Annotated in this window: 14 protein-coding genes and 1 pseudogene; 4 read left to right on the top strand and 11 right to left on the bottom strand. The window is 61.7% G+C overall.

The features are described 5' to 3' along the window. Positions 1–39 precede the first annotated feature (39 nt). Entirely contained in the window at positions 40–426 is a 387-nt protein-coding gene (locus IZU87_RS14530) for a hypothetical protein (protein WP_213115001.1), read from the top strand. A 67-nt stretch (positions 427–493) separates the two neighbouring features. Here the strand turns inward: IZU87_RS14530 and IZU87_RS14525 are convergent, their stop codons facing one another. From IZU87_RS14525 to IZU87_RS14475, 11 genes and pseudogenes are all read right to left on the bottom strand, one after another. After that, entirely contained in the window at positions 494–997 is a 504-nt protein-coding gene (locus IZU87_RS14525; RefSeq protein ID WP_052384587.1) for an outer membrane lipoprotein, read from the bottom strand. Continuing rightward, positions 994–1167, bottom strand: a complete 174-nt coding sequence (locus tag IZU87_RS14520) for a hypothetical protein (protein ID WP_153636430.1) — start codon at positions 1165–1167, stop codon at positions 994–996. The genes IZU87_RS14525 and IZU87_RS14520 overlap by 4 nt, the downstream gene beginning before the upstream one ends. 331 nt (positions 1168–1498) lie before the next feature. Then, positions 1499–2809 (bottom strand): isocitrate lyase, encoded by a 1311-nt coding sequence (gene aceA, locus IZU87_RS14515; protein ID WP_213115000.1) that lies wholly within the window; start codon positions 2807–2809, stop codon positions 1499–1501. A 197-nt stretch (positions 2810–3006) separates the two neighbouring features. Then, on the bottom strand, positions 3007–3777 hold the full coding sequence (locus IZU87_RS14510) for a hypothetical protein (RefSeq protein ID WP_213114999.1): 771 nt from the start codon (positions 3775–3777) through the stop codon (positions 3007–3009). Between the two features lie 339 nt (positions 3778–4116). Beyond that, positions 4117–4548 carry a GNAT family N-acetyltransferase gene (locus IZU87_RS14505; protein WP_213114998.1) on the bottom strand — a complete coding sequence of 144 codons (432 nt, stop codon included), beginning with the start codon at positions 4546–4548 and terminating at the stop codon, positions 4117–4119. After that, entirely contained in the window at positions 4545–5789 is a 1245-nt protein-coding gene (locus IZU87_RS14500; RefSeq protein WP_213114997.1) for a cupin domain-containing protein, read from the bottom strand. Before IZU87_RS14500 ends, IZU87_RS14505 begins: the two co-directional genes overlap by 4 nt. Positions 5790–6059: 270 nt before the next feature. Next, positions 6060–7427, bottom strand: a complete 1368-nt coding sequence (purB, locus tag IZU87_RS14495; protein WP_213114996.1) for an adenylosuccinate lyase — start codon at positions 7425–7427, stop codon at positions 6060–6062. A gap of 149 nt (positions 7428–7576) precedes the next feature. Next, positions 7577–8212 (bottom strand): high frequency lysogenization protein HflD, encoded by a 636-nt coding sequence (gene hflD / locus IZU87_RS14490; RefSeq protein ID WP_043333854.1) that lies wholly within the window; start codon positions 8210–8212, stop codon positions 7577–7579. Beyond that, entirely contained in the window at positions 8209–9390 is a 1182-nt protein-coding gene (gene mnmA / locus IZU87_RS14485) for a tRNA 2-thiouridine(34) synthase MnmA (protein WP_054555617.1), read from the bottom strand. Before mnmA ends, hflD begins: the two co-directional genes overlap by 4 nt. A gap of 200 nt (positions 9391–9590) precedes the next feature. After that, positions 9591–10040, bottom strand: a complete 450-nt coding sequence (locus IZU87_RS14480; RefSeq protein WP_043333853.1) for an NUDIX domain-containing protein — start codon at positions 10038–10040, stop codon at positions 9591–9593. Positions 10041–10219: 179 nt separating this feature from the next. Beyond that, positions 10220–10837, bottom strand: a pseudogene (locus IZU87_RS14475) (pseudouridine synthase); the annotation flags it as partial. A 100-nt stretch (positions 10838–10937) separates the two neighbouring features. Here IZU87_RS14475 and icd point away from each other — a divergent pair. From icd to clpA, 3 genes are all read left to right on the top strand, one after another. Beyond that, on the top strand, positions 10938–12200 hold the full coding sequence (icd, locus tag IZU87_RS14470) for an NADP-dependent isocitrate dehydrogenase (protein WP_043333852.1): 1263 nt from the start codon (positions 10938–10940) through the stop codon (positions 12198–12200). Positions 12201–12699: 499 nt separating this feature from the next. After that, positions 12700–13101: an ATP-dependent Clp protease adapter ClpS gene (clpS, locus tag IZU87_RS14465; RefSeq protein ID WP_213114994.1), complete on the top strand. Its 402-nt coding sequence runs from the start codon at positions 12700–12702 to the stop codon at positions 13099–13101. Positions 13102–13134: 33 nt separating this feature from the next. After that, on the top strand, positions 13135–15399 hold the full coding sequence (clpA, locus tag IZU87_RS14460; protein ID WP_043333850.1) for an ATP-dependent Clp protease ATP-binding subunit ClpA: 2265 nt from the start codon (positions 13135–13137) through the stop codon (positions 15397–15399). Positions 15400–15913 lie beyond the last annotated feature (514 nt).

The raw sequence follows: 15913 nt of genomic DNA, 5'->3' as shown, positions 1-15913 counted from the left end.
CTGATGCTCTGCTTGGGCGAATGAGATCTGCTTCATCGGATGGCTCTATCAGGCGGTAGCGATATTGCTAGATTCTACCCCGTCGGTGGCGATCAGGCACCAACGGCAGGATTTGTGCAGTGTTTCCTTAAAGCTATTCCATTATTAACTGCTGGAGCCTCACTTGAAGAATTGGCGAAATCAGCATTGATCTTATCGACAGGATTTTATGTTCTCGTGCTACTAGCAGGGGTGGTAGGTAAATGGACTGAAAGTTCAATAGATAATATTCATCAGCTTTCTTACTTAAAGATAAATAAAGGAGATGCTAAGCTAATAGAAAATTTCTCGGATAGAAATCGCACATCGTTGTATAAATTTGTCATAGGTGCCTTCTTTAGCTTTGGGCTTAGTGTTATGGCATCAAAGCTTTCGATGTTGATATAGCTGGTATGAGTATTCACATAATCCCGCTGTTATATTAAGCGGGATTATGCTGAGAAAAGTAAGTTGATCAGTAAGGCGCGACGCTCAGGTTGGCGCCGTAGCCGACCAGGCGGACACGTTGGCCAACCGAGAAGGCGGTGTCGGCTTTCTGGACGACGATGAGGCTGTCGCCGGCATCGCGGCGCACTTCAATCTCGTAGGCGTCGATCTGGTCGACATTGTCAGCGATCGACTTGCCGGCCACGCTGCCGCCGATGGCACCCGCAGCGGTGGCGATCGCACGACCGGAGCCGCCGCCGATCTGGCTGCCGAGCAGGCCGCCGACGACCGCGCCACCCAGGCCACCGAGCACGCCGCTGCCTTCATCCTGTGCCTGGATCTGCACCGGGCGCAGCGAGGTGATGGTGCCGTAGCTGACAGACTGTGCGCGCTTGGCCTGATCGCCGGTGTAGACGTTGCCGGAATAGATGTCGCTGTTCGCGCAGCCGCCAAGCGTCAGCACGCCGAGTGCGATCACGGGCAGCCAGCGGCGTGCGCCAGTCGATCGTTTGTGAGTCAGTGAGAGTGTCATGGTGTATCTCCTCGCATGATGCGGTGCAGCTTGAGGTTGTGATGGAGAATGCTGAGTGCTGAGAGAGCAAGGCTCAGGTAGGCGATCACTTCCTTGGGCCGCCAGCAGGTTCTTGTCACGACGGGCGTGCGAGAACACTGTTTCTTAACATTATAGACCACGTCGACCATGACGGGTTCCCGACCTGAAACGCTGAGGTGACGCAACTTCTGCACTTCCCTGTCGCGTGAGTGCTACCACGTGAGTACCGGCGCATGAGTGCTGCCACGCAAGCACTTCCGCGTGAGCACTTCTGCATGAGCACTTCTGCATGAGTCCTGCCGCGTGAATGTCAGCGGCAGGGCATCCGTCGACGTTGGTTGGCATTCGCGGCGGGCATCCACGGCGGGAATTCAAGGCGTAAAGCATGAAAAAGCCCGCGTGAGCGGGCTTCGGTCAGTCTGCGGGTGGCACCTCGCGCAATCCTGCCATTGCGAGGTGCCATACCGCGATGTCAGCGGTCTAGAACTGGTCTTCTTCCGTGGAGCCCGTCAGTGCGGTGACGGAGGAGTTGCCGCCCTGAATGACGTTGGTCATGTCATCGAAGTAACCGGTGCCGACTTCCTGCTGGTGCGCCACGAAGGTGTAGCCCTTCTCGGCTGCGGCGAATTCGGCTTCCTGCACCTTCTCGACGTAGTGCTTCATGCCTTCGCCCTGCGCATAGTCGTAGGCAAGATCGAACATGTTGAACCACATGTTGTGGATACCGGCCAGGGTGATGAACTGGTACTTGTAGCCCATGTCCGACAGTTCCTGCTGGAACTTGGCGATGGTGGCGTCGTCGAGGTTCTTCTTCCAGTTGAAGGAAGGCGAGCAGTTGTAGGCCAGCAGCTGGTCCGGGTATTCCTTCTTGATCGCTTCGGCGAAGCGGCGCGCCTCCTCGAGGTCCGGCTTGGCGGTTTCACACCAGATCAGGTCGGAGTAGGGCGCGTAGGCCAGGCCGCGGGCAATGGCTTGATCCAGACCGGCCTTGACACGATAGAAGCCTTCGTCGGAGCGCTCACCGGTCAGGAACGGCTTGTCGTAGTCGTCGACATCGGAGGTGATCAGGTCGGCGGCATTGGCATCGGTACGCGCGATGACCAGGGTCGGGACACGCGCCACGTCAGCAGCCAGGCGAGCGGCCACCAGCTTCTGCACCGCTTCCTGGGTCGGCACCAGTACCTTGCCGCCCATGTGGCCACACTTCTTGACCGAGGCCAGCTGGTCCTCGAAGTGCACACCGGAGGCACCCGCACGGATCATGGCGGTCATCAGCTCGTAGCCGTTGAGCACGCCACCGAAACCGGCCTCGGCATCCGCCACGATAGGCGCGAAGTAATCGATGAAGCCGGCATCGCCCGGGTTGGCCCCTTTCTGCCACTGGATCTGGTCGGCGCGGCGGAAGGTGTTGTTGATGCGCTTGACCACGGTCGGCACGGAATCCACCGGATAGAGCGACTGATCCGGGTACATGGCTTCACTGGTGTTGTTGTCGGCGGCGACCTGCCAACCGGACAGGTAGATGGCCTCGATACCGGCCTTCACCTGTTGCATGGCCTGGCCACCGGTCAGGGCGCCCAGACAGTTGACGTAGCCCTTCTTGGCATCACCATTGACCAGTTTCCAGAGCTTCTCGGCACCGCGGGTCGCCAGGGTATTGGCTTCCGGAACGGAGCCGCGCAGGCGCACCACATCCTCGGCGGAATAGGGGCGAGTGACCCCTTTCCAGCGCGGATTCTCGGCCCAGTCCTTCTCGAGCGCGGCAATCTGATCGGCACGTGTGTGACTCATGGTGGCATCTCCTGATGGCTTCGTCGTCGGGGCTCAGCCCCTGGCGTGTTGTCCGTGTCTTGTTTCTGTTCGCTTGTCTATCGTATGGCGGTCGACGCGAGAGCGACGCGTGAAATGGGAGTGTCGGTGCTCTGCGTCTTGAGTTGCTGCATGACAGTTTGTTGTTGTTATTGATCTTTCAGGCGTTACCAGTGGGGTCACGCCGTGCGACAGAAGGCGTCGTCGGTGGCGTTGTCGAGCTCCGCTGGCTCAGCAAGTCTGAAGCGAGCCTTGATCACGCCAAGGCAGGCAGTTTCCAGGCCGGGTGCCGCTGTCAGCGTGATGATGTCCAACCAGGGCATCAGGAAGTACAGGCTGGCTTCCAGCGTGGGTAACGTGCAGTGGCTGAGGGTGAGGGCGATGCGTGGCGGCCTGCCGTCCGGCGCACGCAGCCGTGAGATCAGCTCTCCCCAGCACAGCGCTTCGCGCACGCTGCTGATCTGGGCAATGGCCAGCACCGAATGACGTTCGCCGCGATGCCGCGCGGCGGCCAGGGTCCAGAGGGCCCGGGGGAGCGGGCGGTTGCCCAGCTGCACCCCCGTCACGTCATCGGTGAGGCCGGCAAGCGCCAGCTGGTCAGGCGCGTCCTGCGTCTCGCCAGCGGTTGCCGGCTGCCCACTGCACTTCAGCTGCCCATTGCACTTCAGCTGCCAGCCGCTGCCCTGTGAGCGCAGTTGCCACTGCTCGCCGGGAAGTTGCCAGCGCTGGTCGCGACTCAGATGGCAGATCGTCTGCGCCTGTGCCGCTACCGTCTCCGCTGTCTGCGGTGGCAGCAGGTCCTTGAGGGGACGTGCCAGCTTGAGAATCCGTGTGCGGATCTCGGCGTTGTGCCATTGCTCGGCCAGAGCGGCATCCTCAGGCTGCCCGAGTACCTGGTCACCTCTACCGCCCATCAGGGTGGTCTGCGTTCGTGAGTCTGAGGTGAGCATGGGCGAATCTCCTGAAGGCGGTGCCGGGTCGGGCAGCGTGTCATGTCGCAGTGCAGCATAAATGACCTGATCTCTAGCATCGCTCCGAAATTGAGTGCTGTCTTTCATTCCTTGGTCGCATTAAAACGATCGTTTTATACCAGTTTCAACGTTGTAGGATTCTCGCTGGCAAACAGTCGTTTTAATATTTCTCAATGACGTCATGATGTCAGTATCCATGGGCCTTGGGGAATGATGACTTGGTCAAGTGGCGGGTTGTAGCCAGACTACAAGAACATTCAAGGCACAAAAAAAACCGGCCCCAAATGGGGCCGGTTTTTGTAAGGCAGACGCTAAAATTCAGTTCAAAATCAAGCGCATGCTGCGGTGCGGTATGCCGGCATCGAGAAACTCGTCGCCGTAAGCCGTGAAGCCGAGGCGTTGATAGAATTCCAGCGCATGGGTCTGAGCATCCAGTATCACTTCAGCATGACCAGCCTGACGCGCAGCATGGATGACCGCTTCCATCAGGCGTTGGCCAAGCCCCAGTCCGCGCGCTTCGGAGAGGATGGCGACGCGGCCGACATGGCCGTCCGGCAACAGACGGGCCGTGCCGACGGTGCGGCCATCCAGATGCACGAGGAAGTGTTCGCAGGCGTCGTCGCGCCCGTCCCACTCCTCCTCCTGCGGCACCTGCTGTTCCTCGATGAACACGACGCGGCGGATCTCGCTGGCCTCGTTGCCCAACGTCTGCCAGTCGCCCCGTTCCAGGCTGATCATGGCGTCACTCATTCTTCATCGTCCTCTTCGTCCTGAAGGTCACATTCCAGTATCAGGCTGCCGCGGTTGATCAGCGCCGTCAGCAGGCTGACCACGGCACTGCGATCAAGGTCTGCCGTGGTGTAGTCAAGCAACACCGCCGTGAGGCGCTGATCGGAGGCCAGCGCTTCCGCCAGCGGCTGAGGGGCCAGGATGCCATCGCCATCGACGAACAGCGTACTGGTGCCATTCTCGGCGTGACGGAAGGCGAAGCGTGAGCCCAGGGAGCGCACCAGTACGCCTTCATCTTCCAGATACTCGACCAGCTCATGCGTCTTGAGGGCCGGTTCGCGGGCGGCGAGCTGCTCCAGATACTTGGGCTGGGTCATGTAGCGACCGAACCACTGTGCCAGCTGGGTCGGGTTGTCCAGCGTGCTGAGCAGCAATTCACGCACGCGCTCGAGCGAGGCGTCATCCAGCTCGCCGGCATTGGCGACCGGTGCCATGCCCTGGTCACGATAGCGCAGCGATTCCGGCAGGCTGGCACCCAGATAGTCGGCGTAGGAGGTGACGACTTCATCGGCGGAAGGCGCACGGAAGCCGACGGAGATGGTCATGCAGTCATCGGACTGGCTGACGCCGTGGTGCGCCAGGCGCGGCGGCACGTAGAGCATGTCGCCGGGTTCCAGCACCCAGTCCTCGCCCGGAGTGACCTCGAAGTGCTTGAGGATGCGCAGGTCGATGCCATCGATGATCTCGGCGTCGTCACCGTGCATGCCGCCCAGCTGCCAATGACGCTGGCCCTGGGCCTGCAGCAGGAAGACATCGTAGTTGTCCAGGTGCGGGCCGACACTGCCGCCGGTCGGCGCGTAGCTGATCATGATGTCATCGAGACGCCAGCGCGGCAGGAAGGTGAAGGGCTCGAACAGCGCGGCGACGTCGGGGACGTAATGGTCCACCGCCTGCACCAGCAGGCTCCACTGGCTGTCGTCCTTGGCGTCGAGACGCGCGAAGGTCGCTTCATCGAAGGGGCCGTGGCTGACCTGCCAGGCCTTGTCCGGGCCGTTTTCCTCGACCAGACGGGCTTCGATGCCATCTTCACAGGCCAGACCGGCCAGTTCATCGGCTTCCAGCGGCGTCTCGAAGTCTGCGAAGGCTCCGCGGATCAGCAGCGGCTTCTGCTGCCAGTAATCGCGCAGGAATTCACGGATGCTCAGGCCGCCCAACAGTGCCAGTGGCGTGTCGGTGTCGCGGGGGGCGGGGGATGTGCTCATGCAGAACCTCTCGAACGCGAACGGCAGCCTGTCAGGTGGCGGCGGTCTCGCGATGACGTCGTTGAAGCCGTTTTGCCGGATGGCAGACGGCGATGCGTTCCATGCCGAGCCTTGAGAGCGTGGCATGTCGTGCCCACTGACGGAGAGCGTCAGTGGTCGTGAATCCAGTGTGTCGTTCAATGTGCAGCGTGCTGCATGCTGTCTAATACGCAATGCATGACGCCGGAGCAGAGGCCCCGGCGTCTTGAGACTTGCAGTGACCTGCGCCGCTTAGAGCGCCTTGGCCTGTGCAATGGCGTTGCCGATGTAGCTGGCCGGGCTCAGTGCCTTCAGCTCGGTCTTGACGTCTTCCGGCAGTTCCAGCGTCTCGATGAAGGCGGCGAAACCGGCCTGGTCGATACGCTTGCCACGGGTCATCTCCTTGAGCTTCTCGTAGGGCTTCTCGATGCCGTAACGACGCATGACGGTCTGGATCGGCTCGGCGAGCACTTCCCAGCTGTTGTCCAGGTCGGCGTTCAGGCGCTCCGGGTTGGCTTCCAGCTTGCTGATGCCTTTCAGGGTCGCCTGATAGGCGATCAGACCCTGCGCCAGGCCGGTGCCCAGGTTGCGCAGCACGGTGGAGTCGGTGAGGTCACGCTGCCAGCGGGAGATCGGCAGCTTCTGTGCCAGATGGCCCAGCACGGCGTTGGCGATGCCCAGATTGCCTTCGGAGTTCTCGAAGTCGATCGGGTTGACCTTGTGCGGCATGGTGGAAGAGCCGATCTCGCCGGCCACGGTACGCTGCTTGAAGTAACCCAGCGAGATGTAGCCCCAGACGTCACGATCGAAGTCGATCAGGATGGTGTTGAAGCGGCAGATGGCATCGAACAGCTCGGCGATGTAGTCGTGCGGCTCGATCTGGGTGGTGTACGGGTTGAAGGTCAGCCCGAGGCTCTCGACGAAGGTTTCGGCGTTGGCCGCCCAGTCGATGGCCGGGTAGGTGGTCAGGTGGGCGTTGTAGTTGCCCACGGCACCGTTGATCTTGCCGAGCATCTCGATGCGTTCGATCTGCGCCAGCTGACGACGCAGGCGCGCGGCGACGTTGGCCATTTCCTTGCCGAGGGTGGTCGGGCTGGCAGTCTGGCCATGGGTGCGCGACAGCATCGGCTGTTCGGCGTGCTGGTGGGCCAGCGCGACGATCGCTTCGGTCACTTCATGCATCTGCGGCAGCAGCACGTTGTCCAGGCCACCACGCAGCATCAGGGCGTGAGACAGGTTGTTGATGTCTTCACTGGTGCAGGCGAAGTGGATGAACTCGGTGACGGCGTTGAGTTCGGCGTTGCTCTCGACCTTTTCCTTCAGGAAGTACTCGACCGCCTTCACGTCGTGGTTGGTGGTGCGTTCGATGTCCTTGATGCGCTGGGCATCCTCGACACTGAACTCACTGACGATGCTATCCAGCACGGCGTTGGCATCCGCGGAGAAGGCCGGCACTTCAGCGATCTCGGCGTGGGCGGCCAGGCGTTGCAACCAGCGCACCTCGACGATGACGCGGGCACGGATCAGGCCGAATTCACTGAAGTGCTCGCGCAGGGCCTCGGTCTTGGCGCCATAGCGGCCATCGACGGGAGACAGGGCGGTGAGGGCGGACAGCTGCATGATGAGAATCTTCCGATGGTGGCAGGACATGATGCGCTGCCGGTTCAAGTGTCTCGGAGCCCGGTTGATGGGCTCCAGCGTTGTTGAAGCGAATTCGGGTGTGAATCTGGTGCGTCAGGTGACGCGCTGGCGCGAGCGCGGAGGCGGGTTCAGCCCAGCTGCTGCAATGACTTCTTGAGCGCGCTGCGCTGGAAGACCAGCTTCCAGCGACGGCCACCTTGCTGGTCCCACAGCAGGGCGAAGCGCACGCCTGCCAGCAGGGCGCAGCGGATGCGTTCCGGCATCATGCGCTGCTGCAGCAGGCCGGGGTCGCCCTGCACCACGATCCGGTAGCGGAAGGTGGAGAGGGTCTGCTGGTAAAGCTCGCCCAGGCTTGCGATCACGTTCTCGTGGGTCGGCCCGAAGTGCTCGGCCTGGCCCTGGATGCGGGTCAGGCCCGCGCCCAGCTTGTCCAGCATGTCCGGGTCCTTCTTGAGCTTGCTCATCAGCATCACCAGCGAGAAGCCGTAACGCATCACCACGGGCGAGACCTGGCGACGTTCCATCACCGCACTGACGGTGTCGATGCCGAGCCGCAGGCGGTTATGGTGCCCGCCGTAGATGGCTTCGAAGCTTTCCGGATTGGTATCCAGCGTGGCATTGACCAGGGTTTCCCAGGCGCGCTCATCGCACTGGCCGTGGCGGGCCAGCTCATCGACCAGCGCGGCTGCCTGGAAGACGCCCGCCAGCGACAGTGCCTGGCGGGTAGTGGTATCAGTGACGGGACGGATCGGCACGCTGGTCATTGCGCGGCGGACTCCTCGGGGCCAGAGAGCGGGGCGGTGGAAGCGCTGGCGTCCGCCGCCGGAAGTTTCCAGGCGGCATCGATCACGCCGCCGCCCAGACAGATGTCGCCGAGATAGAAGACGGCGGACTGGCCGGGCGTGACGGCGCGTTGCGGTTCATCGAAACGCACCTCGACACGCTGGCCGTCATTGACGATCAAGGTCGCGGCCTGGTCTTCCTGGCGATAGCGGTTCTTGCAGCGAATGCGCAGCTCGCCATTGGCATCGGTCTGCGGCGGCTCACCCGCGACCCAGTCGACGGATTCGGTGCTCAACGCCTGAGTGTAGAGCAGGTCGTGGTGCTTGCCCTGCACGGCGATCAGCACGTTGCGCTCCAGATCCTTGGCACACACGAACCAGGGCGCGTCCGGATAGCGCTTGAGGCCACCGATTCCCAGCCCCTGGCGCTGGCCCAGGGTGTAGTACATCAGGCCCATGTGCTCTCCGATGACATCGCCATCGGGGGTCTCGATCTTGCCGGGCTGAGCGGGCAGGTACTGCTTGAGGAAGTCGGCGAAACGCCGCTCGCCGATGAAGCAGATGCCGGTGGAATCCTTCTTGCGCGCGGTGATCAGCTCATGCTTCTCGGCGATGGCGCGCACTTCGTGCTTCTCGAGCTCGCCGACCGGGAACAGGGTGCGCGCGATGGCCGCCTGCGGCACGGCATGCAGGAAGTAGCTCTGGTCCTTGTTGGTGTCCAGGCCCTTGAGCAGGCGCGGGAGACCATCACGCACGCCGCCACGCACGTAGTGACCGGTGGCGATCAGCTCGGCGCCCAGCATCTCGGCATACTCGAGGAAGACCTTGAACTTGATCTCGCGGTTGCACAGGATGTCGGGATTCGGCGTGCGACCGGCCTTGTATTCGGCCAGGAAGTGCTCGAAGACGTTGTCCCAGTACTCCGCGGCGAAGTTGGCGGTGTGCAGCTTGATACCAAGCTTGTCGCACACGGCTTGGGCATCGGCCAGGTCTTCGAGGGCGGTGCAGTATTCGCTACCGTCGTCTTCGTCCCAGTTCTTCATGAACAGGCCTTCGACGTGGTAGCCCTGCTCCATCAACAACAGGGCAGAGACGGAGGAGTCGACACCGCCGGACATGCCGACGATGACCTTGGTTCCGGTACCGGTTTCAGCGGTCATCAGTTCTCTCGTCACCCGCATGGCCGCGGGTTGTCACAAACAGGGGAGGCGGCAGACCCGTCATTCTGGCGCCGCTTGAATGGGCGGGATTATACCTGAATGCGGGGGTGGGATTCACCCCGCCTGCGCCGTCTGCCGCACTGGGCCGCAAGCGCCGCTCGACAGCACGCCCGACGGCGGACTTCCGGCCGGGCAATCGATCAATCGTGCAGCACATCCAGCGGGAAACGCTTGCCACGCTGGCTGTCGCGAATACGCCGGGTCACCAGCGGGCTGCGCAGGCGACCCATGTCCTCGAGCTGCTCGATCTCCTCAAGCGACAGCCAGTGCGTTCTGACGATGTCAGGGTCCAGCGGCGTGCACAGGTGCTCAAGGGCGGCGGCCTCGAAACTGTGGGAGTGGAAGTGGGTGCCGTCTTCGGCCACATGCACATAGAGGCCGAGATAGCCGGTCAGCAGGATGCGCCAGGCGGTTTCCTCGCGGACTTCGCGTTGCACGCCGTCGATGATGCGCTCATGCGGTTCGAGATGGCCGGCCGGCTGGTTGAACACCGTGCAGGGCCCGCCCTTGTCTTCCTCGACGATCAGGTAGCGCCCGGCGCGTTCGACGACGCAGGCGACGGTGACATTCGGGGTCCAGCGAGCAGCCATCAGGATTTCCTTCCTTTCTTGGGGGATGAGGGACGACGAGAGGGGGCGCCGGGTGTCTTGCCTGAACCCTTGCCTTCAGTCTGGCCAGAACTCCGACTGGAACCCCGACCTGAACCCTTGCCGCTCTTGCCCGCGCTGTTGCCTCTATTGCCACTGCCTCGGGGGCCAGCGTTGCCGGTGCGGCGCTCGCCCGGCTTGCCCGTCGCGCCCTTGTGGCGTGGCGAGCGGGACTCGCGACGAGGTGGCGCAGGCATCTCGACTTCCTCGCTGCGCCATTCACCGGGGGCAAGGCCGTCGAGCTTCCATGGCCCGATGGCCGCGCGGATCAAGCGCAGGGTCGGCAGGCCGACGTGGGCGGTCATGCGGCGCACCTGGCGATTGCGACCTTCGCTGATGATGATCTCCAGCCAGTGGGTCGGGATGCTCGCACGAAAGCGCACAGGGGGTTGCCTGTCTGGCAACGTGGGCGGCTCAATCTGCCTGACCCTGGCCGGTCGGGTCATGCCATCCTTGAGTTCGACACCGGCACGCAGCGCGGCGATGGCCTGCTCGTCAGGGGCACCTTCCACCTGTACCCAGTAGGTCTTGGGCTGCTTCTTTCTCGGGTGCGCGATCTGGTGGGAGAGCGCGCCATCACTGGTGAGCAGCAGCAGTCCCTCGGAGTCATAGTCGAGGCGCCCGGCGGCATAGACATCCGGCTCGTCGATGAAGTCAGCGAGTGTCTGGCGGCCCTGATCGCGGTCAGTGAACTGGGTCAGGACGCGGTAAGGCTTGTGAAGCAGATATATGAGAGACATGGTTTAGACTTTTGTCGCGGCTGCCGTATAAGCCTACTGTGAGAAGCGGCACGGGTGCTATACTCGCGCCTCCACTGAATCCATGACAGGGGAGTTATCAATGGGGTTCCAGAAGATTGTCGTCCCGGAAGGCGGTGCCAAGATCACCGCAAATTCCGACAATACCCTCAACGTTCCGAATAATCCGATCATCCCGTTCATCGAAGGCGATGGTATCGGTGTGGACGTGACTCCGGCCATGAAGATTGCCATCGACGCTGCTGTCGACAAGGCCTATGGCGGCGAGCGCAAGATTCACTGGATGGAAGTCTACGCCGGTGAAAAAGCCACTCACGTTTATGATGCTGACACCTGGCTGCCGGAAGAGACTCTCGAGGCTGTCAAGGATTACATCGTTTCCATCAAGGGTCCGCTGACCACTCCGGTGGGCGGTGGTATTCGCTCCCTGAACGTCGCTCTGCGTCAGAAGCTGGATCTGTACACCTGCCTGCGCCCGGTGCGCTGGTTCACTGGTGTGCCGAGCCCGGTCAAGAAGCCGGCTGACGTCGACATGGTCATCTTCCGCGAAAACTCCGAAGACATCTATGCCGGTGTCGAATGGAAAGCGGGAACGCCGGAAGCCGACAAGGTCATCAAGTTCCTGCGTGAAGAGATGGGTGTCACCAACATCCGCTTCCCGGAGAACTGCGGTATCGGCGTCAAGCCGGTCTCCGAAGAAGGTACCAAGCGTCTGGTCCGTCAGGCTGTCCAGTACACCATCGACAACGACCGTGAGTCGCTGACCCTGGTGCACAAGGGCAACATCATGAAGTTCACAGAAGGTGCCTTCAAGGACTGGGGCTACGAAATCGTCAAGGACGAGTTCGGCGGCGAGCTGCTGGATGGCGGCCCGTGGATGACCTTCAAGAACCCGAACAACGGCAAGGACATCGTGGTCAAGGACGTCATCGCTGACGCCATGCTCCAGCAGATCCTGCTGCGTCCGGCGGAATATGACGTCATCGCCACCCTGAACCTGAACGGTGACTACCTGTCCGACGCTCTGGCGGCGGAAGTGGGTGGTATCGGTATCGCGCCGGGTGCCAACCTGTCCGACACCGTCGCCATGTTCGAAGCGACTCACGGTACTGCACCGAAGTACGCTGGCCAGGACAAGGTCAACCCGGGCTCCGTCATCCTCTCTGCCGAGATGATGCTGCGTCACATGGGTTGGGTCGAAGCGGCTGATCTCGTGCTGAAAGGCGTCGAGAAGGCCATCGCCAAGGGCGAAGTCACCTATGACTTCCATCGCCTGATGGACGATGCCAAGCTGCTGAAGTGCTCCGAGTTCGGTCAGGCTGTTGCTGACAACATGGATGCCTGAGACCCTGCGTTGATCTGATGCCCAGGCATCAAGTTGCGTGACAGGTTTCAGCAGAAGGCCCCCGGACATGTCCGGGGGCCTTCTTGCGTTTGAGATGGAAGCTTCTCGGTTGCGCGCTCAGTCTACTGCCAACGATTGCCACTCCTGGGCATTCTGCGTGGAGCGTTCTGCGCGGGGGTTCTGTGCGGTAGCATTCCGGGTTTCATCGAGCGGCGAGACGCTTGAATGGGTCGCCAGTTGGCGACGCCTGTCGAGAGGTGTCTGTCGCGTATGTGAGCGAAAATGCATGCAAATGTCCGCATTCATGTCAGAGTGTCGCGATGCAGGCATGAACGTGTACGCCCAGGCGTACGCGACTAAAGCTTGCAACCAGATCGACAAGCCCCCATCTTTTCCTTATCACACCCACATTGAGACGACGTGGCAGCGCTTGACCTTCTTCGCGGCGCGTTGAGGCAATCTGCTTCGTCACGGCTTGTGTTCACCGGATCAGCCCCTTATGTTCAAGACAGAGACATCGCGCGGCAGTCATCCCTTTCTGGAGACACTGTCGATCAGCAATCAGGCCCCGTCGGCTCAGGAACCCGGATACCAGGAAGACCACGAAGGTGATCTGGCATTCGAGACCGCTGAGCCTGAACTGGCTCCACCGCCCATGTACAAGGTCGTTCTGCACAATGATGACTTCACGCCGATGGACTTCGTCGTGGAGGTGCTGACCACCTTTTTCAACAAGGATCAGGAGCAGGCAGTACAGATCATGCTCGCTGTCCATCATCAGGGAAAAGGAACCTGTGGCATCTTCAGTCGCGACATCGCGGAAACGAAATGCCACCAAGTCAATCAATATGCTCGAGAGTGCCAGCATCCGCTGCTGTGCGACATCGACCGGGCGGAGTGATCCGTCCAAGACGCGGCCTAGAGGGGACTTGCCATGTTGAGCAAAGAACTTGAACTGACCCTGAACACGGCCTTCACCGTGGCACGTTCCAAACGCCACGAATTCATGACCGTGGAACACCTCCTGCTGGCACTGCTGGACAATGCCTCCGCTGCCGATGTCCTGCGCGCCTGTGGTGCCAATCTGGACAAGCTGCGAGTCGACCTTCAGGACTTCATCAATTCCACCACCCCGCTGATTCCGGAAGAGCAGGAAGACCGCGAGACGCAGCCGACGCTGGGCTTCCAGCGCGTCCTGCAGCGTGCCGTCTTCCACGTGCAATCCTCCGGCAAGAGTGAAGTGACCGGCGCCAATGTGCTGGTGGCCATCTTCTCCGAGCAGGAAAGTCAGGCCGTCTACTTCCTCAAGCAGCAGAATGTCGCGCGTGTGGATGCGGTCAATTACATCGCGCATGGCATCTCCAAGGTCGCGGGTCACACCCAGACGCCCCAGGCGTCGGTCGAGAATGAAGAGAGCGAAGAGGCGAGCAGCGAGGGCGGCAACAACCCGCTGACCAACTACGCCACCAACCTCAACGAGCAGGCGCGTCTGGGCAAGATCGACCCGCTGATCGGCCGCGATGGCGAGCTCGAGCGCGTGGTGCAGATTCTGGTGCGTCGCCGCAAGAACAACCCGCTGCTGGTCGGTGAGGCCGGTGTCGGCAAGACCGCCATAGCGGAAGGTCTCGCCAAGCGCATCGTCGAGGAGGACGTGCCGGACGTCATCAAGGAAGCCGTGGTCTACTCGCTGGATCTCGGTGCGCTGCTGGCCGGCACCAAGTACCGCGGTGACTTCGAGAAGCGTCTCAAGTCGCTGCTGGCGGAGCTGCGCAAGGAGCCGAACTCGATTCTGTTCATCGACGAGATCCACACCGTCATTGGTGCGGGTGCTGCGTCCGGTGGCGTGATGGATGCCTCCAACCTGCTCAAGCCGCTGCTGTCTTCCGGCGAGCTGCGTTGCATCGGTTCCACCACCTTCCAGGAATTCCGTGGCATCTTCGAGAAGGACCGCGCCCTGGCGCGTCGCTTCCAGAAGGTCGATGTCATGGAGCCGTCGGTGGATGACACCATCCGTATCCTCAAGGGGCTGCGTGGCCGCTTCGAGGAGCACCATGCCATCAAGTACACCGATGCCTCGCTGGAAACGGCAGTGCGTCTGGCCGACCGCTACATCAACGACCGTCAGCTGCCAGACAAGGCCATCGACGTGATCGACGAGGCCGGTGCCCACCAGCGCCTGCTGCCGGAGAGCATCCGCGTCGACACCATCGATACCGAGCAGGTCGAGGCGATCGTCGCCTCCATCGCCCGCATTCCGCCGAAGACGGTCTCCAGTTCCGACAAGAAGCTGCTGTCCAACCTCGAGCGCGATCTCAAGATGCTGGTGTTCGGGCAGGACGACGCCATCACCGGGCTGTCCGCGGCGATCAAGCTGTCGCGTGCTGGCCTCAAGGCGCCGGACAAGCCGGTGGGCAGCTTCCTGTTCGCTGGCCCGACAGGCGTCGGCAAGACCGAGGTCGCCCGTCAGCTGGCGGCGCTGATGGGCATCGAGCTGGTGCGCTTCGACATGTCCGAGTACATGGAGCGTCACACCGTCTCGCGCCTCATCGGGGCACCGCCGGGCTACGTCGGTTATGACCAGGGTGGTCTGTTGACCGAAGCCATCACCAAGCAGCCGCACTGCGTGCTGTTGCTGGATGAGATCGAGAAGGCACACCCGGAAGTCTTCAACCTGCTGCTGCAGGTGATGGACCACGGCCGCCTGACCGACAACAACGGTCGCGAAGCGGACTTCCGCAACGTCATTCTGGTGATGACCTCCAATGCGGGTGCCGAGCAGGTGGCGCGTCGCTCCATCGGCTTCAAGCACCAGGATCACTCCACCGACGCCATGGAAGTCATCCGCAAGACGTTCTCGCCGGAATTCCGCAACCGTCTGGATGGCATCATCCAGTTCGGCGCGCTGGATCTCGCCGTGGTGCGCAATGTGGTCGACAAGTTCCTGGTCGAACTGCAGGCGCAGCTGGATGAGAAGCGCGTGCAGCTGGACGTCGCTGATGAGGCGCGCGACTTGCTGGCGACTCTCGGGTATGACCCGGCAATGGGTGCTCGCCCGATGGCACGCGTGATTCAGGAGAAGCTCAAGAAGCCGCTGGCAGAGATGATCCTATTCGGCGACCTGTCCGAGTCGGGCGGCATCGTGCATGTCACGGTCGACAACGGCGAGCTGCACCTGGAAACGGAAGCGGAAATGGCGTGATCTGACGCAAAGCTTCCTGCCCTGAAGGGGCGACATGAACGGTCAGTGCTCAAGCACTGGCCGTTTTTTATGCCTGTCAGTCAGCAAGCTGTCCGCACGTAGCGAGCATGACGTCGATTGCTCAAGCTGGACACGCGCGCACGCCAAGGGGCTCGCCATCCTCGAGGGAAGGGCGGGGAGTTGGATGAGTACAGGAGGAGGCGAATGCGTATCGGGGAAGCGAATGCGTATTGAGGAGAAAATGCCCAGCGGGGATGAGCCGCCTGTCATCATTGAATGGGAGCGAAGACCAGATTGGCGTTCGGGCTCAAGACGCATTCATGGGACAAGGCGGCATCATCGGAATACTCAGGCATACGCCATCGAGGTGGCGGGTGTCTCGCCGCGAAGGGCAAGTCTTGCAACCTCGATGCGTTCCGGGTCCGGGCGGAGGGTTCAGGCGGAGGTGACGCTGGTGCCTGAGGTGCCGGGAACGACCGGTTCAGCCAGCCGGTGTCATGATGATCGCATGCAG

It is taken from the genome of Cobetia sp. MC34 (assembly GCF_018340035.1).
GTDB classification, from domain to species: domain Bacteria; phylum Pseudomonadota; class Gammaproteobacteria; order Pseudomonadales; family Halomonadaceae; genus Cobetia; species Cobetia amphilecti.
This window is presented reverse-complemented; position numbering and strand designations above follow the sequence as displayed.

Coding starts and splice junctions, on each gene's coding strand:
- IZU87_RS14510 (WP_213114999.1), bottom strand. CDS start 3,777: ATGCTCACCTCAGACTCACGAACGCAGACCACCCTGATGGGCGGTAGA.
- IZU87_RS14505 (WP_213114998.1), bottom strand. CDS start 4,548: ATGAGTGACGCCATGATCAGCCTGGAACGGGGCGACTGGCAGACGTTG.
- IZU87_RS14520 (WP_153636430.1), bottom strand. CDS start 1,167: ATGGTCGACGTGGTCTATAATGTTAAGAAACAGTGTTCTCGCACGCCC.
- IZU87_RS14530 (WP_213115001.1), top strand. CDS start 40: ATGGCTCTATCAGGCGGTAGCGATATTGCTAGATTCTACCCCGTCGGT.
- mnmA (WP_054555617.1), bottom strand. CDS start 9,390: ATGACCGCTGAAACCGGTACCGGAACCAAGGTCATCGTCGGCATGTCC.
- hflD (WP_043333854.1), bottom strand. CDS start 8,212: ATGACCAGCGTGCCGATCCGTCCCGTCACTGATACCACTACCCGCCAG.
- IZU87_RS14525 (WP_052384587.1), bottom strand. CDS start 997: ATGACACTCTCACTGACTCACAAACGATCGACTGGCGCACGCCGCTGG.
- purB (WP_213114996.1), bottom strand. CDS start 7,427: ATGCAGCTGTCCGCCCTCACCGCCCTGTCTCCCGTCGATGGCCGCTAT.
- clpA (WP_043333850.1), top strand. CDS start 13,135: ATGTTGAGCAAAGAACTTGAACTGACCCTGAACACGGCCTTCACCGTG.
- aceA (WP_213115000.1), bottom strand. CDS start 2,809: ATGAGTCACACACGTGCCGATCAGATTGCCGCGCTCGAGAAGGACTGG.
- IZU87_RS14480 (WP_043333853.1), bottom strand. CDS start 10,040: ATGGCTGCTCGCTGGACCCCGAATGTCACCGTCGCCTGCGTCGTCGAA.
- clpS (WP_213114994.1), top strand. CDS start 12,700: ATGTTCAAGACAGAGACATCGCGCGGCAGTCATCCCTTTCTGGAGACA.
- IZU87_RS14500 (WP_213114997.1), bottom strand. CDS start 5,789: ATGAGCACATCCCCCGCCCCCCGCGACACCGACACGCCACTGGCACTG.
- icd (WP_043333852.1), top strand. CDS start 10,938: ATGGGGTTCCAGAAGATTGTCGTCCCGGAAGGCGGTGCCAAGATCACC.